The organism is Pseudoalteromonas sp. P1-13-1a (genome assembly GCF_001401875.1).
Classification (GTDB): domain Bacteria; phylum Pseudomonadota; class Gammaproteobacteria; order Enterobacterales; family Alteromonadaceae; genus Pseudoalteromonas.
In genome coordinates this window covers 59,236-78,222 of record NZ_LKDV01000016.1, presented here as the reverse complement: position 1 = coordinate 78,222, position 18,987 = coordinate 59,236, and the positions used below count along the sequence as shown (strand labels likewise).

Here is an 18,987-nt window from a genome sequence, read left to right as displayed (position 1 = left end):
CTCTTTGAGAATTAGCTTTGCGTGTTTTCAAGCTCAGTTTTTATGTATAAACGCACTTGCTCCTCAAGCACAGATAGTGGCACTGAGCCGTGACGTAAAACTTGATGATGAAACTCACGTATATCAAAACGCGCTCCAAGCGCTTGCTCAGCTTCTGTACGTAAACGCTTGATAGTCAGCTCGCCAATTTTGTACGACAACGCTTGCCCTGGCCATGAAATGTAGCGGTCAGTTTCGGTTTTAACATTGTGCAATGAAAGCGCCGTGTTTTCGCTCATAAAGTTCATAGCGCGTTCGCGGCTCCAGCCGTACATATGCATACCCGTATCAACCACTAAACGTGCTGCACGCCACATTTCATAAGTTAAACGGCCAAATCGGCTGTATGGGTCTTGGTAAAAACCGGCTTCTATACCTAAGTATTCAGAATAAAGCCCCCAGCCTTCACCAAAAGCCGAAAGATAAGCATCGCGGCGGTAGCTTGGTAAGTTTTCAAGCTCTGCATTAAGTGATATTTGCAAGTGATGACCAGGTACGGCTTCGTGTAAAGTGAGTGCTTCTAATACATACAACGGGCGCTTATCTAGCGCGTAGGTATTAACCCAATAATAACCCGCTTGATCGCTTCGGCTCGAGCCAACATAGCGCCCAGTTGTATATTTTGGGGCTATACTCTCGGGCACGGGCGCAACGCCATAAGGCATACGCGGCAATGTATGAAATAACTTAGGTAGTTGCGCATCCATTTTTTTAGCTATATAAGCTGCTTCTTTTAAAAGCTGCTCTGGGGTGGTGGCATAAAATTGCGGATCGGTACGTAAAAAGTGAATAAATTCGGCAAATGTGCCTTTAAAACCGACTTCTTTTATTATTTCTTCCATTTCACTGCGAATACGCGCCACCTCTGAGAGACCCAGCTGATGTATTTCATCAATGCTCATGTTGGTGGTTGTGTAATACTGGGCACGGTTTTTATAAAACGCCTTACCATTTGGAGTTTGCGAAATACCAATTGTAGTGCGCGCACTGGGCTTATATTGCGTAGTAAAAAATGTTAAATACGCTTTATAGGAAGCAATTACATCATTTTTTATTATACGTTTAGCTTTTTTTTGCAGCGCTTTAAAGTCGTTTTCACTTAGCCCTGCCGTGTTCGTTTTAAACGGGGAGTAAAAGTCTGACTGTGTTACATCATCCACTATGTATGCGCTTATTGAGTCTTCATACCCTGCTAGTACCGCTTGTGGTTGAGTAAGCCCCGTTTCGAGCCCCTTTTTCATCCAGTGTATATTTTGCTCAAAAAAGCGTGGCACTTGTTCAAGGCGAGCTAAATACGTTTCTAACTGTTGCGGTTGCTTGTACTGCGAACTATTAATCATGTAAGACAAGCTAGAATGAAACCCATACTCAGAGGTTAACGGCATGTAATGCGCATTAAATACGTATTCATCAACACTGTTTTGTACTTGCGCACGAATAATACTGAGGTTAATACTGTTTTCACTTGAAAGCTGGTCGCTATCAATTGCATCTAAGCGACTTAATAAAGCTGTTTTTTCCTCGTATTGTTGCTTTAAAAATTCAGCCGATAAATTTGGTAATAAATAGCCATCAACCCCTTCTGGGTGTGTGTAGGGATTAACACTTTGGCGGTAATCAACAATACTTTGCGCCACTTGCTCAAATTGTGTGTTAGCGTTGGGGCTTGTTAATGTACAGGCGCTTAGCGTACCAAAAAGTGATAGTGCAATTAGTGTGCGGCAAATTCGCGGGGGTAAGGAATAATTCATTTTAGTTTTTACTTAACCATACAATAGATTTCACAAAACTATCGTAGGCTGAGTAAATAGCAAGATAAATGCGATTAATCTCAATCACACGCGCTTAGTTGGAGCCGGCCGCCACAAGCTGAAACAGCCTAAATTAAGCTAAATACGTGCTCTTTGATGATAAATTCAGCTATTAGGCTGCAAAAGTAAAAATTTAAGTTCACTAATACTGGTTTTTACTTTTAAATAGCCTTCTTAACGATTATTGTAGTAAAAAACAATAAAGCTTGGATGCATCACCGCCTCATTGAAGAGTTATTTTAATGTGTAATTTAATGCGTACTTAGTTGGTAGTTAAAATGATGTTCCATGATTCCATGGCTGTAGCTCAAGAAAAAATGACGAATGTATGCTTGTTTTTAGAACGTCATACGCTACCCCCCTCCCCGCTAAATTATCACGTTGCTTATACCTACATTAGTAAAGTAAATACTGAGCTAAATAACACCATAGACGAAGCCATTACTAATAAAGCGCATATCGATAGTATTTTTATTGAGCAGCTCTACTTTGAGTTTTTAAACGAAGGGCATACCACGCAAGTGGCGATGATCAATAACGTAAACGGGGTTATTGACTCGCTATCACGCAATGCGCAATCAACCGAAAAACAAATTACTAGCTTTGCCGGCCAAGTAAGTGAGTGCATGCATTCGCTTGATGAGAACAATATAGAGCAAAGCCGCCAAGCACTCGATACGTTAAACACGCAATCTGCTACCTTGCTTGAGCAGCATAAGCACTTTAAACACGAGCTACTCAAAGCAAAAAAGTTGCACGAAAAAACCCAAAAGCAGCTAGCGCAATTACGTAAGCAACACATTATTGACTCGCAAACGGGGCTGTATAAACGCCATTATTTAACACAGCAAACCCAAGTATGGAGCAGGCAAGACAAATCAATTTGCGCAATTGCTATTCAAATAGATAATTTAGATCATTTTGTAGATAATTACGGCGACATCATTGGCGAAGTGATATTGAACAAAGTGGCTAAACAAGTAAAAAAATATGTCTTTCAAAGTGGTTTACCTGGGCGCACAGCAAAGGATCAATTTACCGTATTGCTGCCAGATATAGACCCCGAAACCGCCAACGTTATTGCTGAAAAAGTGCGTAATGGCGTAGAAAAACTTCGTTTTGTTAGCTCTAAAAGCGGCACTAAGCTACCTGGCATAAACTTATCTTTAGGTATAGCGCAGCAGCTCAAAAATGATGATTTTAACCAGTTAGCTAAAAAAGCCTCGCAAGCGGCATTTAAAGCACGCTCACTGGGGCAAAGTAGCTTTACAGCTGGTCACTAGGTTTTACGCTAAATTACCTGATAAATCATATTCAAATTGCACCTGCAGTATACAATCAAGTACACTAGTCTTTATTGCCACGATAGAGACTAATCATGAACGAAACAGAGCAAAAGACCACGCACTTTGGCTATAAAACCGTAGCCGAAAACGATAAAGCCTCAATGGTTGCAGACGTATTTCACTCGGTTGCAGCAAAGTACGATGTCATGAACGATTTAATGTCTTTTGGTGTACATCGTTTATGGAAACGTCAAACTATAGCCAGCTCTGGTGTGCGCAAAGGCCACCACGTCCTTGACTTAGCAGGCGGCACTGGCGATTTAACAGCAAAATTTAGCCAACTCGTCGGTGATACCGGCCAAGTGGTTTTAGGCGATATTAACTCGTCTATGTTAAAAGTGGGCCGTGAAAAGCTGCACAACTTGGGCTTAGTTGGCAATATCGACTACGTGCAAATGAATGCCGAAATGCTGCCATTTCCAGATAACAGTTTTGATGTGATCACGATTGCCTTTGGCCTACGTAATGTAACCGATAAAGACAAAGCTCTGCGCTCTATGTACCGTATTTTAAAGCCAGGTGGACGTTTATTGGTATTAGAGTTCTCCAAGCCCGAGCATGAAATTTTAAGTAAAGCGTACGACTTTTACTCGTTTAACCTATTACCAACTATGGGTAAAGTAGTGGCGAACGATAGCGAGTCTTACCAATACTTAGCTGAGTCGATTCGTATGCACCCAGACCAAGAAACCTTAAAAGCAATGATGGAAGAAGCAGGCTTTGAACAAACAACGTATCAAAACCTAACCGGTGGTATTGTTGCACTGCACCGTGGTTTTAAATATTAAGGCAGGCAATTATGGCGTTTGAGCAAAAAAACGAGCATGTGATCGCAGCAAAACCCGATTCGCAGTTTTTTATGTTACCTAATTTTGTACTTTCGCTTGTAGAGCGAGTACTTAATAAGGTACTGCAACTCGACGCCACCTTGATAGATAAGCTCAGTGCCGTTAAGCACAAACCTTTAAAGGTCGAAATCCGCAATTGGCAGCAGCAAATAGTATTAACCTTTGATGGTAAACTATTACACCTTTACAGCGCCACCGATGAAAATAGCGCAGAGTGTATGATCAGCGCAGATATAGATACACTCATGGCGCTTAAAGACCCAGCTATGCTAACACAGCTCATTCGTCAAGATAAGCTAGACCTGCAAGGCGACTTAAATGTCGCTCAGGCATACAGTGCCGCCTTTTCTGGGCTAGATATAGATTGGCCTGAGCAACTATCGCACTATATTGGCGATGCGCCCGCACAACAACTTTACATACAGCTAAACGCTTTACGCAGTAAAGAGCGCAAAGCACGTCAGCAAATTAGCACCACTTTAACCAGCCTATGCCAAGATGAGCTCGCTGTAACTATTCACCCTTTAGAGCTTGAACAATTTAAACAACAAAACCGAGCATTAAAAGGGCAGGTGGCCGCTATTGAACAACGCATAAATGCATTAATCAACTCTTCTAACACTAGCAACCGCTAAGGATTTTTTGTGTCGACTGCTCGATTGTATTACATCACTAAAACATTACTTAGCTACGGATTAGATGAGTTAATACCAAAACAAAAAGTACCGTGGTACGCTAAAATTGCGCGCGGTAGTTTATTCTGGTTACGTAACCAGCACAAAAACAAGCCAGCGGGCTTGCGACTGCGCTTAGCTTTACAAGAGCTTGGCCCTGTGTGGATTAAGTTTGGCCAAATGCTCTCTACCCGTAGAGACTTACTCCCGCACGACATTGCGTTAGAGCTTGCCTTTTTACAAGATCAAGTTGAGCCTTTTGAAGGCGAACTTGCCCAAAAAATAATTGAAAAGTCACTCGAAATTAGCGATATAAGCCAATTATTTAGTGAATTTTCGCAAACTCCATTGGCTTCAGCGTCTATTGCACAAGTACATACTGCAACGCTAGTTGATGCCCATAACAATGCCCAAGATGTTGTTATAAAAGTAATTCGTCCAAATATAAAAACACAAATTAATGCCGACTTAGCACTTATGGAAAAGCTCGCTAAAGTCCTTGCCAAAGTACACAGCGAAGCAAAAAGGTTACGCCCTGTTGAAGTGGTCAAAGAGTATAAAAAAACCTTACTCGATGAACTCGACTTAATGCGCGAAGGCGCAAATGGCATACAACTTAAGCGTAATTTTGAAGGCTCTGACTCATTATATATCCCCACTGTTTATAGCGATTACAGCCGCAGTAATGTATTGGTTATGGAACGTATTTACGGCATACCCGTCTCGGATACCGAGTCATTAATTGCGCAAAATACCAATATGAAATTACTGGCTGAGCGCGGTGTAGAAGTGTTTTTTACGCAAGTGTTTAGAGACAGCTTTTTTCATGCTGATATGCACCCAGGCAATATATTTGTCTCTCGCGAGCACCCTGAAAACCCCATGTATATTGGTATCGACTGCGGTATTGTTGGCACGTTAAACAAAGAAGATAAACGTTATCTCGCTGAAAACTTTATCGCCTTTTTCAATCGTGACTACCGCCAAGTTGCTCAGCTACATGTTGACTCAGGCTGGGTTCCACCTGATACCAGCATAGAAGAGTTTGAATTTGCTATTCGTACTGTGTGCGAACCTATATTTAATAAGCCTTTGGCTGAGATATCGTTTGGGCATGTATTGGTTAATTTATTTAACACCGCACGACGCTTTAACATGCAAGTACAGCCGCAGTTAGTATTATTACAAAAAACATTATTATACGTTGAGGGCTTAGGGCGTCAGCTTTATCCACAACTTGATTTGTGGAAAACCGCTAAGCCATTTTTAGAAGATTGGGTAAAACAACAAGTTGGCCCATTATCAGTAATGAAACAAATGTATGCTAACTTGCCATTTTGGGCTGAAAAAATGCCGGAACTACCTGATTTGATTTATCAAAATTTAAAACATAGTCCGCAATTACAGCATTCTCAGCCAAATAAAGTGTCACACAAAGCGCTCGTACTTAGCCTATTTGGCAGTGCTTCACTGATTGTGTCGGCATTGTGTTATTTACAGCACGACTTTATAGCGGCAGGCGTAACATTAGCAGCGTCGGTAGTGAGTTTTATCGTGGCGTGGCGTAACACATAAACTAAGTGCTATTTGTGCCACAGGGCGTATAATTAGTACTTAAAATAAACATTTAAGCATTTATCATTTGGAGATAATCATGGGTTTAGGCGGCATTAGTATTTGGCAATTATTGATTGTTTTAGCGATTATCGTACTTCTTTTTGGTACTAAAAAGCTGCGTGGTATGGGTGGTGATTTAGGCGGTGCAGTAAAAGGCTTTAAAAAAGCCATGTCTGATGATCAACCCAAAGAGACTGAAAACGAAAAAGCTGAACAAATCCAAGAGTCTCAAAAAGCAGCACCTACACAAGGGCAAAATACTGAAAAAACCAAAGACGATACTAAGGTTTAATCAATATGGGAATGTGGGAGCTCGTTGTTGTTTTTATTGTTGGCCTAGTGGTGCTTGGCCCTGAGCGATTACCCGTTGCCATTCGCACTGTAATGCGCTGGATAAAAACAGTTAAATCGATGGCCAACTCAGTTAAAGCAGAAGTAAGTGAAGAGCTGCGTATACACGAGCTTCACGAAAACCTAAAAAAAGCAGAGCAACAAGAGCTGAAAGATTTAAGCCCTGAGCTACAGCAATCAGTCGATGAACTGCAAAAAGCAGCGCAGTCGGTTACCCATAGCTATAAAAACACTTCAAGCACGTCATCTAACGAACAACTCGATGAAAAAAAGTGAAATTAATTCCCCTATTTGTGGTCAACTTATTACGTGGTATAAAAAATAATGTCTGAACAAGCTAAATCAGGGTTTGTCGCTCACTTAATTGAGCTGCGCGATCGGCTTATTAAATCACTTTTAAGTATTTTAGTAATATTTATTGGTCTAGTGTATTTTGCCAATGACATCTATGAGTTTGTAGCCGCCCCTTTAGTTGCACATTTACCAAGCACGGCCACTATGATAGCTACTGATGTGACGGCACCGTTTTTTGCACCGTTTAAACTCACGCTATTTGTTGCTTTGTTTGGCGCTATTCCGTGGATATTGCATCAAATTTGGGGATTTATAGCACCTGGTTTATACCAACACGAAAAACGTATGCTGATGCCAATATTAGCTTCTAGCATTTTGTTATTTTATGGTGGTATTGCTTTTTGCTACTTTATAGTGCTCCCGATTATATTAGGCTTTTTTACCAGTGTAGGGCCTCAAATGATGACCCTAGCACCTGATATTAGTAGCTATTTAGGGTTTGTACTTAAATTATTTTTTGCATTTGGCGTAGCATTTGAAATTCCCGTAGCCATAATGTTGCTATGTTGGAGTGGTGCGACAACCACACAGAGTTTAAAACAAAAACGTCCGTATATTGTGGTAGGTGTATTTGTTGTAGCAATGTTTTTAACGCCGCCCGATGTGTTATCACAAACATTATTAGCACTTCCTATGCTGCTTTTATTTGAGCTAGGGTTAATTTTAGCGAAATTTTATAGCGCTAAAGAACAACAGGAATCTGAGGAATAAAATGAAAAAACAACTACTCTCACTACTGGTTTTACTAAGCGCGCCAACCTTTGCAGCGCAAGAAATTAACGTACAAGCTTTACAAGCATGTAGCTTTATTGAAAACGATTTCAACCGTTTACTATGTTACGACAACACAGTGGCAGGTAAACCGCTTACTAAACCTAGTGAGAAAAAAACATTAACTCCACCTAAAGCGGTAACGAATGTATCGCCAAATGTAAGCGCACCAGTTGCAGCTGTATCACAGGCTGCGCCTGCTGCCAAAGCAGATGATTTTGGCCTTGAGCATAAAGAGATCACTAAAGATAAAGACGAAAACGTCACAGCGTCAGTATCATCAGTGAGAAAAGCCCCTTATGGCGAACTCATTATTACCCTTGATAACGGTCAACAATGGCGCCAAATCGGCTCTGACAGCCTTAAATTAAAAGAGTCGGATACAGTGGTTATTAGCCGCGGTGTATTTAATTCATTTTTACTACGTAAAGATGGCCAAAACCGTTCTATTCGTGTGAAGCGCACTCAGTAATGACCTACACGTTAGTTGATGCCGGCGTTAATTTAACCAATAACCAGTTTGATGGTGAGCATCAGGCCATTATTGCCCGCGCAAATGCCGCGGGCGTGCAAGCGATGTTACTGATTGGTTGCGATGTGCCTAGTAGCGAACAATCGCTTACATTAGCTAAACACTATAATCAGTTTTCTACTGCTGGCGTGCACCCACATGACGCCAAAGACGCCACCGATGAACTTGAAACCACTTTAACGCAGCTTGCTAGTAACGGTTGCGTTGTTGCCATTGGCGAGTGCGGGCTTGATTATAATCGCGATTTTTCCCCTCGCGATATTCAGCGCAGCGTATTAAAACGCCAGTTAGCGTTAGCTGAAAAACTAAACCTACCTGTTTATTTACACGAACGTGACGCAAGCGAAGATATGCTAAACATTTTGGCTGACTATAACGTACGTGGCGTGCTGCATTGCTTTACAGGCAATGCCCAAGCGCTTAAACATTATTTAGCATTAGGCCTTTATATTGGCATTACTGGTTGGGTGTGTGACGAGCGCCGCGGTAAAGCATTGCAACAATTGGTGCCGAGTATCCCCCTTGAGCGGTTATTAATAGAAACCGATGCGCCTTTTTTAATTCCACGCACGATTATCCCTAAACCTAAATCACGTAAAAATGAGCCGGCTTATCTGAGTTATGTGTGTGAAACACTCGCTAAACTTTACAACGTTGAACCAAGTACTATTGCCGCCCATAGTACGGCTAACTTTTATAGCTTATTCGATATAGCAGGTCGCTAATGACAAGCCCAAAGGCGCTATTTAGCCTATTTATGCTCCTTTGTGCATTTTGCAGTGTTGCAAGCCCTGTTATTTCTGACAACTTTAAATCAATAAAAATAGACACCCTAAACTATTCGTTTACGCCCACCACAGCAAACAATGCCTACCATGAGGTTAACGACTGGCATACAGTGAGCAATAAGCCACTAAATTTAGGGTTTGAACAACGCCCTGTATGGGTAAAGTTTACGGTTAAAAACGCCTTAAATAAGAATGTTAGCCCTATCCTGTCACTCGACAACCCGCTGTTAAATGAAGCACATATTTTTCATTTTTATAATTCAGCACTGCTCTCCCACACGCAAACTGGCGATAACTTTAAGCTCTCATCACGGCTAATAAAAAGCGAGTCTTTATTAGAAAAATTGAGGTTGCCGCCAAATAGTTCGAGTACCGTAATAGTTAAGGTAAGCAACATTGCTGGGCTGAGTATCCCGCTTACTTTATGGCAACAAGATGCCTACTTAGCCCATAAAGGTAAGCTTAATTTAATTTACGGCCTACTTATTGGTTTTTTATTTTCGTTGGCCATGAGTTGCTTGGTTTTGTATGGGTTTTCACGCAAATTGTATTTTGCTTATGCTGGCATTATCACGCTGACCTTAGGAGTGCTACTGGCTTATTTGTGTGGTTTTGGCGCGCGTTATTTCCATCCTAATTCGCCATCATTACAGCAAGTAATGATACCTGTTTTACTAATACTCACTACGCTTATTTTTGTGCCGCTACAAAAACAACTGTGCCAACCTAAAGCCTCTAAACTACTAAAATGGCAAGCCATTATTGCTAATATTTATGCTATTAGCCTGCTGTTTATGTGGGCTTTACCTAGTATAGTGTTAACCTATTTTAGCTTGCTGGCGACCCCAATTGTTATTATTTACTGCTTGATCAGCACCTACATCTGCCAACAAAACACGCCCGCAAAACCGATTCAAGCACTGCTTATTGCACTTATACTATTTTTACTTGTTATGCTGTACCTGATTGTTGCTGTATTTGGCTTATACCCTTTAGGCAGAAGTAGCTTAGCTTTTGTTTTTATATGCTTTTTTGGTAGTACATTTTGCCTATGTTATGGCGTTATGAAGCGCTTTATTTTAGAGCGTGACGAACAAGTTATTGCTCAACAAACCTTGATTGCTGAAAATGCAGCCCAAGATACACTATTAAACGAGCGACTCGCGCTGCAAGCCCAAACACAAAAAGAATTAGAGTCGCTAGTTGATGAGCGCACCTTTGAGTTACAAGTTACTTTGCGCGAACTAGAAGATAAAAACCGCGAGCTTGAACTACTTAATATGGAAGACGCACTGAGTGGCGTTAAAAATCGTCGCTTTTTTGATAAAAAATTAGTGATGGAGCTGCGTCGCTCTCGCCGTGAACAAACGCCTTTGAGTATAATTATGCTCGATATAGACCGCTTTAAACGCGTAAATGATAACTACGGGCACTTAACCGGCGACCAAGTTATACGCGCTGTAGCCGACATTATAAAACAGCATTTAAAACGCCCGTTGGATGAAGTGGCTCGCTACGGCGGCGAAGAGTTTGTTGTGTTGCTACCTAATACCTCAAAAGAAGGGGCGGTTGATATTGCCCAAAAAATTCGCCAGGCCGTAGAGAGTCATACCGTAAACGTAGCCGGAACATCCGTAAAAGTAACCATTAGTGCTGGCGTAAACAGCGCTGTAGTAAACGATATTAGTAACCCTGAGCTATTTACAGACGGCGCAGATAAAGCGCTCTATTTCGCTAAACAACATGGCCGAAATCAAGTAATTAGTTTTCCAATCCCACAGTAGGAGCTTAGTAATATGGCCCAATCAGGACTCGACCTTTTCCCATATACCCGCATGCGTAGAATGCGCCGTAGCGATTTTTCTCGCCGTTTAATGGCCGAAAACCAACTATCGGTAAATGATTTAATTTTTCCGGTATTTGTACTTGAAGGTAAAAACCGCCGTGAAGCAATTGAATCGATGCCCTCAATTGAGCGCTTATCGATTGATTTACTGCTCGAAGAAGCTAAAGAATTAGTTGATTTAGGTGTACCTGCCATCGCTATTTTTCCGGTCACCCCTGCTGACAAAAAATCTTTAATGGCCGAAGAGGCCTACAATGAAGATGGCTTAGCACAACGTACAGTGCGCGCTTTAAAAGAAGCTTTTCCTGAGCTTGGGGTTATTACCGATGTAGCCCTTGACCCATTTACTACTCATGGCCAAGACGGCATTATTGATGATGAAGGTTATGTAATTAATGACATAACCACTGAAATTCTTGTTAAGCAGGCGCTTTCGCACGCCGAGGCAGGCGCAGATGTAGTTGCACCCTCTGACATGATGGATGGCCGTATTGGTGCTATTCGCGAAGCACTTGAAGCAGATGGACATATTCACACACGCATAATGGCTTACTCAGCTAAATATGCCTCTAGCTATTATGGGCCGTTTAGAGACGCTGTAGGCTCTGCAGGTAACTTGAAAGGGGCCGACAAAAAAACGTATCAAATGGATCCTGCCAACTCTGATGAGGCCATTCGTGAAGTGGCACTTGATTTACAAGAAGGCGCCGACATGGTGATGGTGAAACCCGGTATGCCGTACCTTGATATTGTCCGCCGTGTTAAAGATGAATTTGGTGTACCTACTTTCGCATATCAGGTTAGTGGCGAATATGCAATGCACAAAGCGGCAATCGATAACGGCTGGTTGAGTGAAGAGGCCACAATTATGGAATCTTTACTGGCATTTAAACGCGCTGGAGCGGATGGTATTTTAACGTATTTTGCCAAGCAGGTCGCGCAATGGCTGCAAAATAAGTAAACATGTTATCAAAGGCGGTACGCCGCCTTAATTTTTTTACAATCATTAACATATTTGTATTCTTTTTGTCATTTAGATTGCCTAAACTGGTGTCCCATTTTGGGATTTAAATACACGGGAATAATAAAAAATGTTAAAAACGAAAATAACGCCACTGGCGCTTGTATTAGCGAGTCTCAGTGCACCAGCCTCCGCCGATCTAATCATTTCTGAATACATTGAAGGCAGCAGCAACAATAAAGCGATTGAGCTTTATAACAATGCTGATACCGAGCTTTCTCTTGAAGGGTATACGTTAGGCCTTTATTCAAATGGAAGTAGTTCGGTTGGCAACTCAATTGATTTAACAGGCACATTGGCTGCCAATACCACCTATATCATTTCAAACCCCGGAGCAGCCGCTGAAATACTTGATATTGCAGACACAACGAGCACTGTAACTTATTACAACGGTGACGATGCCCTTGTTTTAACTAAAGATGGTGTGGTTGTTGACAGCTTTGGCCAAGTCGGTGTTGATCCTGGCTCTTTTTGGTCTGATGATACCGTTCAAACTCAAAATAAAACCTTACGAAGAAAAAATAGCATTACAACGGGACGAACTGACTCAACCTCAGCATTTAGCCCGAGCGATGAGTGGGAACAGTTTGATATTGACACCTTTGACGGCTTAGGCTCACACGCTGGCGACGGTGGTACGGCTCCTGCGCCAGACCCTGAGCCAGAACCACTAGAACCGCTTGTATGTGGCGCAGATAAAACGCTGATTAGCGCTGTACAAGGTGCTGGTGATGCAAGCCCATTAGTTAATACCCTTGTTGAAATTGAAGGTATTGTCACCGCTGATTTTCAAGGTGAAGATGGCCTAGATGGTTTCTTTGTGACCTCGCTTGCAGCAGATGTAGATAACGACCCAATGACCTCTGAAGGTCTATTTGTATACTTCACCGATACCGATGTAAATGTAGGCGATCACGTTCGCGTACAAGGTACGGTTGATGAATACTATGATTCAACCCAGTTAGCAGATGTAACGCAAATTGCAGTATGTGGTACTGACGAAGTAGCTACTGCAACTTCTATAAGCTTGCCTCTAAATAGCCAAGCCGACTTAGAAGCTTACGAAGGTATGCTTGTAAGCCTAGATCAAACGTTAGTTGTTACAAACAACTATGGTTTAGGTCGCTATGGTGAAGTAGAACTTGCCACTGAGCGTTTATACCAAGGTACGCAAGTTGCCTTACCAGGCGATGCTGCAAATGCAGTTGAAGCAGCTAACTTAACTAAAAAAATCTTATTAGATGATGGCTCTACAGCTCAAAACTCAGATCCAACGGCTTACCCTGCGGCAGGTTTATCAGCAGAAAACACACTACGCACTGGCGATACTGTAAATGCAGTGACAGGCGTAGTTGCATACAGCTTTAGCACCTATCGTATTCACCCAACTGTTACACCGCAGTTTATAGCGACTAATGCACGTGAAGATGCGCCGGAGCAAAGTGAAGAGGCCGATTTACGCGTTGCTAGCTTTAACGTACTTAACTACTTTAATGGTGATGGCCAAGGTGGTGGTTTCCCTACTAGCCGTGGTGCAGACTCAGAAGAAGAGTTTGTTCGCCAAGAAGCAAAACTTGTGAGTGCAATTAGTGCAATGCAAGCTGATGTTGTTGGATTAATGGAAATAGAAAACGACGGCTTTGGTGAATTTAGCGCTATTGCAAGTTTAGTGAATGCATTAAACGATGCTGACAGCGCTAACAATTACGCGTTTGTAGATTTTAACGTAGCCCAAATTGGTACTGATGCAATTACCACTGCGCTTATTTACCGCGCAGATAAAGTTGAGGAGGTAGGCACAGCCGCTATTACTACTGATTACCCATTTGATTACAGCAACCGTGCACCTATTGCGCAAAGCTTTAAGTCACTTTCAACAGATGAAGTATTTACCGTTTCTGTAGCCCACCTTAAATCTAAAGGAAGCTGTGGTGATGATAATAACGACGACCTAGGTGATGGCCAAGGATGTTGGAATGAAATTCGTACCGAAGCTGCTGATGCGTTTACTGATTGGCTAGATAGTAAACCTACTGGTGTAGATGATGAAGATATCATTCTTGTTGGTGATATGAACGCTTACGCAATGGAAGATCCAATCCGTAAGTTTGATGAGAAAGGCTATAAAAACGTAGTCGCAGAGCTTGATGGCGATACACTAAGCTACTCTTATAGCTTCTCTGGCCGTGCAGGTAGCCTTGATCATGCTTTAGCAACCGAGTCTTTACTAAGCAAAGTTGTTGCAGCAAATGATTGGCATATCAATGCTGATGAACCTATCGTGCTTGATTACAACCTAGAGTATAAGAGTGAAGGTCATCAGTCTACGCTATACGCAGAAGGACCATACCGTGCATCTGATCACGACCCAGTTATTGTTGATATAAAATCGGAGGTGGTACTTACCCCTGAAGAGCAAACACCGGTAATTGCACCTGATCAAATATTCACAGTAGATGAAAACAGCGCAATAGGCACAGTCATTGGTACACTTGATTTTAGTGACCCTAACGCTGATGTATCACCTGTGGTTAAATTTATTGTATCAGGTAACGACTCTGTATCAATTAACGAGCAAGGTCAGTTAATTGTTGCAAGCGAAGTAGATTACGAGTTTGAAAACCGTATTACTCTGACAGTACAAGCAGAAGATAGTGTAGGTAACGTATCTGAAGCGCAAACAGTTGTAGTTAGAGTCAACAACCTACGTGGTGATGACGACAATGACTCAGGATCACTACTTTGGTTATCACTTTTATTAGCGCCACTTTCACTAGTGCGTAGATTTAAGAAAAAATAATGAGTGATTTGTTTTAAAGCCGCATTTTTGCGGCTTTTTTTATGTTTATAAAAATGTAATTCAGACAAGCTTCAGTAAACATCCCTTAATATCTTCCATACCGCTTATTAACTATTGAACGATTTAGCCGCGCAACAAATACATTAAATGAGTAATTTTTACACATAAGCCGTAGTTAGAACCCTTTTCAATATGACTAACTGTTGAAAATATAAACACTTCATTTGCGGATTAAAAGTTGCACTATAAATTCGTCACCCTTGTGTAGTAGTTAAGTAACTAACCCTAAGCGTAAAAATAAGTCGTGTTTTTATAAAGGAATGAAAATGAAACAATTAACCCAAACACCTCCTACTTGGCAGAAAAAAGCAACGCCATTATTGGGTCTTCTTTTTATTTTTTCTGGTTGGGGCTATAGCACGCAGGCAATAGCAGCAAGTGTTGATGCAGCAATTCCGCAAGAAAGCCTATTTGAAGTAATAAGCGCCCGCGCTAAAAAATTAGCCGAACAAGAATACACACCTCCTAAAAATATAGAGCTAGATGCGCTAAACAACATTAATTACCAAGATTACCGCTCGATTCGCTTTAAGCAGGAAAAATCCGTGTGGAAAGATGAAGGCCTGTATGAGCTACAACTCTTTCACCCTGGTTTTTTATATAAAACACCGGTCACAATTAATACAGTAGAAGGCGACTCAAAACGTAACCGCCTCCCTTTTAGCACTGATTTTTATCAATACGATGGTACGGCTGCCCCATTAAAAGACGAAATAGCAAAAAGCGTAGCCGACACGCAGCTCGGCCATGCGGGCTTTCGTTTACATTACCCACTTAATACAAACGAGTACAAAGATGAGGTGATGGTGTTTCAAGGTGCCTCTTATTTTAGAGTGGTTGGCCCTAATCAAGTATATGGTTTATCTGCGCGTGGTTTAGCAATCGACACCGCCGAAACATCGGGTGAAGAATTCCCTATGTTTAAAGAGTTTTGGCTTGTTAAACCCCAAGCTGAGCAAACCAACATCACTATTTTTGCATTGCTTGATAGCCCATCGGTTTCAGGCGCTTACAAATTTGATATTGACCCTACAACCAGTATGCTAGTTGATGTTGATATGCAAATATTTGCCCGTAAAGATATTAAAAAGCTAGGCGTAGCCCCTTTAACCAGTATGTTTTACCACGGTGAAAACAGCACTAAGTTTTTTGATGACTACCGCCCAGAAGTACACGACTCAGACGGCTTATTAACCCAGTCAGCTGATAATAAATGGGTATGGCGCCCGCTTAATAACCCATCTCAGTTAAGCGTCACCTCGTTTTCGTACACCAACCCCAAGGGGTTTGGTTTAGCACAGCGTGACCGTGACTTTAATAACTACTTAGATACTGAAGCACACTACCACGACCGCCCAAGCCTATGGATAGAGCCACAAGGTGAGTGGGGGAATGGCCGAGTTGAGCTAGTAGAAATACCAACAGACACTGAAACAAACGACAATATAGTAAGTTACTGGGTGCCAGAAAAGCCAATGAAAGCGGGCGATTCATTAAAGTTAAGCTACAAAATGAGCACTTTTAACGCCCATTTAACTCAGCATCAAAAAGCACGTGTAACACGCACACGTATTGGTAGCGCAGCGCTGCCAGGTGAAGATAATCCACCACCGCAAAGCCATCGCCAATTTACCGTTGACTTTGCTGGTCCCGATTTAAACAACCTGTCTGAAAAGCTAACACTTGACGCCGACATTCAGCTAACAACAGGTGAAGTAAGGGATGTAACAGTGCAAAAACTTCCTAAATCTCTTGGTTGGCGAGTAGCGTTTAAAATTGCACCTCAGGACGATCAACCGGTAGATATGCGTTTATCGTTAAAACTTCGTGACAAAGAAATTAGTGAGGTATGGAGCTATGTTTGGTACCCAAATGACATCAAGTAATAAAGGAAAAGGCACACCAATGCCATTCAAAACACTGCGCGTATGGTTATTTGCCATTGCAGCACTCACTGTTTCAGGGTACGGCATCTCCATTATGTTTGAGATTTTAAGCTCAAACGGAATGACCTTGCTTGAATACGCGCTATTGGTTTTATTTTCAATCACTTTTGCATGGATTGTTACAGCATTTTGTAGCGGCACAATAGGGTTTGTACTGCAATTATTTCGTATTGACCCGCTCACCTTAAGACGCATTAAGCCTATTGAGCTGGACAATGCCGCGCTTGCCCAGCAAAAAACCGCGGTAGTTATGCCTATTTATAACGAAGACACGCACCGTGTTATCGCCGGCTTTGAAGTGAGCTTACAATCACTAAAAGAGACAGGGCAACTTGCCAATTTTGACTTTTACTTATTGAGTGACACGCAAGACCCTGAAATAGCACAAAACGAGCTAAGCGCTTGGCATGCTCTATGTGAGCGTTTAGGTGATACTGCAAAACAGGTTTTCTATCGTCGTCGCGAAGATAATAAGCACCGTAAAGTAGGTAACTTAACCGACTTTTGCGAGCGCTGGGGCAGCCAATACGATCACATGATCGTACTTGATGCCGACAGCGTAATGACGGGTAAATGTATGCTAGAACTAACCACTAGCATGATCAATAACCCGCAAGCGGGTTTAATTCAAACTATCCCTATTCCGGTTCGCCAGGACACCTACTTTGGTCGTTTTTTACAATTTGCCTCTGTGCTTTATAGCCCAATGCTGGCAACGGGGTCTGCTTTTTGGCAAACCGACAAAGCTAACTATTGGGGCCATAATGCCATTATTCGCGTTGAAGCATTTATTAACTATTGTGGTTTACCTACGCTTGAAGGCAATGCACCGTTTGGTGGCGAAATTTTAAGCCATGACTTTGTAGAAGCATCACTCCTACACAGTGCAGGCTGGGATGTACTTTTACTTAGCGATATTGAAGGCAGCTACGAAGAAGTGCCAAGTAACATTTTAGACTACGCCATACGCGACAGACGTTGGGTTCAAGGTAATATTCAGCACCTTGGTTTACTAGGTTCGTCTAAATTAAAGCTAATGAGTAAGTTTCACTTTTTATTGGGTGCAACCGCTTATATTTCATCGCTTATTTGGCTATCAATGCTGGCCTTAAGCACCATAGATGCAGTAACCCGTGCTTTAAATAGCGATGTCTACTTTAACCGGGTCTATCAGTTGTTCCCTACGTGGCAAATAGCTAAAACAGATCTAATAGATTCATTGCTTTACTTAACCATTATTATATTACTGGTGCCTAAATTAATGGGTGTAATAGTTACGCTCATACACAGAAATAAGCGTTTCGGTGGCTCATTTAAATTAATACTAGGCTCAATAATAGAGACTGTGTTTGCCATTATAGTGGCACCACTTATGATGGTGTTCCATGCTTACTTTGTAGTATGTGTATTTTTAGGTAAAAAAGTTAAGTGGGATGCACAGCCACGCGAAGGCCGCATGGTACCGTGGAAAGAAGCGTTTAATTACACACTCTTCTCTACTTTAGTTGCTATAGTATGGGGCGCTACAGCCTATTACTTTACGCCAGTATTCTTTTGGTGGCTATCACCGATATTACTGGGCCTATTACTTGGGGCACCAATAATACGCTACACCAGTAGCATTAAGTTAGGGGTACAGCTGCGTAAAATGGGTATATTTATTTGCCCTAGCGAAGTTGATAACGACCCTATGCTAAACAACCTTAAAGTGCATTTAAAAGAAATTTCGGTACCAGAGCCTGGGAAATACCCTAAAACGGTGCCAGCCCTGCCAAAAGAGCATTTAGTGGTTATGCCAATACAAAGCTTTAATAAGCCTCGCCAGCCAAAGATGAAAGCGCTAAGAGCTAAAGCGATTAAGAAGTTTAATTAGCGCAATAGTCTCGCACTAAATATAAAAGGAGCATGATTGCTCCTTTTTTTATACCTTAAACAAGCTGCTATATAATTTCCCTTTTATAATTAACACCTAAAACTGACTGAATCAAATAACCGCTCTTGCGCACTCTTTGCGAAACTAAACAGTCATTGCTCCCACGGTCACTTTGGCTTTAATTACATCACGTACTTTAGCGCTTTTACTTAGGCTATCATTGCTGATATTACAGTGTTAGAGAGTCGCTAGCTCTGTAAGTAATTAAATCATAGGCAATAAAAAACCCGCAACATGTACGGGTTTTTTT

The 18,987-nt window shown here is 41.7% G+C and carries 15 protein-coding genes; 14 read left to right on the top strand and 1 reads right to left on the bottom strand.

Features of this window, described 5'->3' with window-relative positions; all coding sequences use genetic code 11:
• Nucleotides 1-11: 11 nt before the first annotated feature.
• On the bottom strand, nucleotides 12-1,790 hold the full coding sequence (locus AN391_RS11680) for a DUF885 family protein (protein ID WP_055015559.1): 1,779 nt from the start codon (nucleotides 1,788-1,790) through the stop codon (nucleotides 12-14).
• 356 nt (nucleotides 1,791-2,146) lie between these two features.
• Here AN391_RS11680 and AN391_RS11675 point away from each other — a divergent pair, with 356 nt between their 5' ends.
• The 14 genes from AN391_RS11675 to mdoH all read left to right on the top strand — a co-directional run bounded on the left by AN391_RS11675 (nucleotide 2,147) and on the right by mdoH (nucleotide 18,677).
• Nucleotides 2,147-3,133 (top strand): diguanylate cyclase domain-containing protein, encoded by a 987-nt coding sequence (locus AN391_RS11675; protein ID WP_055015558.1) that lies wholly within the window; start codon nucleotides 2,147-2,149, stop codon nucleotides 3,131-3,133.
• Between the two features lie 95 nt (nucleotides 3,134-3,228).
• Nucleotides 3,229-3,984, top strand: a complete 756-nt coding sequence (ubiE, locus tag AN391_RS11670) for a bifunctional demethylmenaquinone methyltransferase/2-methoxy-6-polyprenyl-1,4-benzoquinol methylase UbiE (RefSeq protein WP_004587478.1) — start codon at nucleotides 3,229-3,231, stop codon at nucleotides 3,982-3,984.
• Between the two features lie 11 nt (nucleotides 3,985-3,995).
• Nucleotides 3,996-4,679, top strand: coding sequence for an SCP2 domain-containing protein (locus AN391_RS11665; RefSeq protein WP_055015557.1), 684 nt, complete (start codon nucleotides 3,996-3,998; stop codon nucleotides 4,677-4,679).
• A 9-nt stretch (nucleotides 4,680-4,688) separates the two neighbouring features.
• On the top strand, nucleotides 4,689-6,293 hold the full coding sequence (gene ubiB / locus AN391_RS11660; RefSeq protein WP_055015556.1) for a ubiquinone biosynthesis regulatory protein kinase UbiB: 1,605 nt from the start codon (nucleotides 4,689-4,691) through the stop codon (nucleotides 6,291-6,293).
• Nucleotides 6,294-6,372: 79 nt separating this feature from the next.
• Nucleotides 6,373-6,627, top strand: coding sequence for a Sec-independent protein translocase subunit TatA (gene tatA, locus AN391_RS11655; RefSeq protein WP_055015555.1), 255 nt, complete (start codon nucleotides 6,373-6,375; stop codon nucleotides 6,625-6,627).
• Between the two features lie 5 nt (nucleotides 6,628-6,632).
• Entirely contained in the window at nucleotides 6,633-6,962 is a 330-nt protein-coding gene (gene tatB / locus AN391_RS11650) for a Sec-independent protein translocase protein TatB (protein WP_055015554.1), read from the top strand.
• Nucleotides 6,963-7,010: 48 nt separating this feature from the next.
• Entirely contained in the window at nucleotides 7,011-7,751 is a 741-nt protein-coding gene (gene tatC / locus AN391_RS11645; RefSeq protein WP_055015553.1) for a twin-arginine translocase subunit TatC, read from the top strand.
• 1 nt (nucleotide 7,752) lies between these two features.
• Nucleotides 7,753-8,283, top strand: coding sequence for a hypothetical protein (locus AN391_RS11640; protein WP_055015552.1), 531 nt, complete (start codon nucleotides 7,753-7,755; stop codon nucleotides 8,281-8,283).
• Nucleotides 8,283-9,068: a TatD family hydrolase gene (locus AN391_RS11635; RefSeq protein WP_055015551.1), complete on the top strand. Its 786-nt coding sequence runs from the start codon at nucleotides 8,283-8,285 to the stop codon at nucleotides 9,066-9,068. The genes AN391_RS11640 and AN391_RS11635 overlap by 1 nt, the downstream gene beginning before the upstream one ends.
• Nucleotides 9,068-10,915, top strand: coding sequence for a diguanylate cyclase (locus AN391_RS11630; RefSeq protein ID WP_055015550.1), 1,848 nt, complete (start codon nucleotides 9,068-9,070; stop codon nucleotides 10,913-10,915). Before AN391_RS11635 ends, AN391_RS11630 begins: the two co-directional genes overlap by 1 nt.
• Before the next feature lie 12 nt (nucleotides 10,916-10,927).
• Complete coding sequence (gene hemB, locus AN391_RS11625; protein WP_055015549.1) at nucleotides 10,928-11,938, top strand: porphobilinogen synthase; 1,011 nt, start codon at nucleotides 10,928-10,930, stop codon at nucleotides 11,936-11,938.
• A 130-nt stretch (nucleotides 11,939-12,068) separates the two neighbouring features.
• Complete coding sequence (locus AN391_RS11620; RefSeq protein WP_055015548.1) at nucleotides 12,069-14,798, top strand: ExeM/NucH family extracellular endonuclease; 2,730 nt, start codon at nucleotides 12,069-12,071, stop codon at nucleotides 14,796-14,798.
• Nucleotides 14,799-15,124: 326 nt separating this feature from the next.
• Nucleotides 15,125-16,744 carry a glucan biosynthesis protein G gene (locus AN391_RS11615; RefSeq protein WP_055015547.1) on the top strand — a complete coding sequence of 540 codons (1,620 nt, stop codon included), beginning with the start codon at nucleotides 15,125-15,127 and terminating at the stop codon, nucleotides 16,742-16,744.
• Complete coding sequence (mdoH, locus tag AN391_RS11610; RefSeq protein ID WP_055015546.1) at nucleotides 16,716-18,677, top strand: glucans biosynthesis glucosyltransferase MdoH; 1,962 nt, start codon at nucleotides 16,716-16,718, stop codon at nucleotides 18,675-18,677. Before AN391_RS11615 ends, mdoH begins: the two co-directional genes overlap by 29 nt.
• Nucleotides 18,678-18,987 lie beyond the last annotated feature (310 nt).

Bases quoted from the DNA above. Each gene is read 5' to 3' on its own strand.
- AN391_RS11680 (WP_055015559.1), bottom strand. From the start codon at position 1,790: ATGAATTATTCCTTACCCCCGCGAATTTGCCGCACACTAATTGCACTA.
- AN391_RS11675 (WP_055015558.1), top strand. From the start codon at position 2,147: ATGGCTGTAGCTCAAGAAAAAATGACGAATGTATGCTTGTTTTTAGAA.
- ubiE (WP_004587478.1), top strand. From the start codon at position 3,229: ATGAACGAAACAGAGCAAAAGACCACGCACTTTGGCTATAAAACCGTA.
- AN391_RS11665 (WP_055015557.1), top strand. From the start codon at position 3,996: ATGGCGTTTGAGCAAAAAAACGAGCATGTGATCGCAGCAAAACCCGAT.
- tatA (WP_055015555.1), top strand. From the start codon at position 6,373: ATGGGTTTAGGCGGCATTAGTATTTGGCAATTATTGATTGTTTTAGCG.
- tatB (WP_055015554.1), top strand. From the start codon at position 6,633: ATGGGAATGTGGGAGCTCGTTGTTGTTTTTATTGTTGGCCTAGTGGTG.
- tatC (WP_055015553.1), top strand. From the start codon at position 7,011: ATGTCTGAACAAGCTAAATCAGGGTTTGTCGCTCACTTAATTGAGCTG.
- AN391_RS11640 (WP_055015552.1), top strand. From the start codon at position 7,753: ATGAAAAAACAACTACTCTCACTACTGGTTTTACTAAGCGCGCCAACC.
- AN391_RS11635 (WP_055015551.1), top strand. From the start codon at position 8,283: ATGACCTACACGTTAGTTGATGCCGGCGTTAATTTAACCAATAACCAG.
- AN391_RS11630 (WP_055015550.1), top strand. From the start codon at position 9,068: ATGACAAGCCCAAAGGCGCTATTTAGCCTATTTATGCTCCTTTGTGCA.
- hemB (WP_055015549.1), top strand. From the start codon at position 10,928: ATGGCCCAATCAGGACTCGACCTTTTCCCATATACCCGCATGCGTAGA.
- AN391_RS11620 (WP_055015548.1), top strand. From the start codon at position 12,069: ATGTTAAAAACGAAAATAACGCCACTGGCGCTTGTATTAGCGAGTCTC.
- AN391_RS11615 (WP_055015547.1), top strand. From the start codon at position 15,125: ATGAAACAATTAACCCAAACACCTCCTACTTGGCAGAAAAAAGCAACG.
- mdoH (WP_055015546.1), top strand. From the start codon at position 16,716: ATGTTTGGTACCCAAATGACATCAAGTAATAAAGGAAAAGGCACACCA.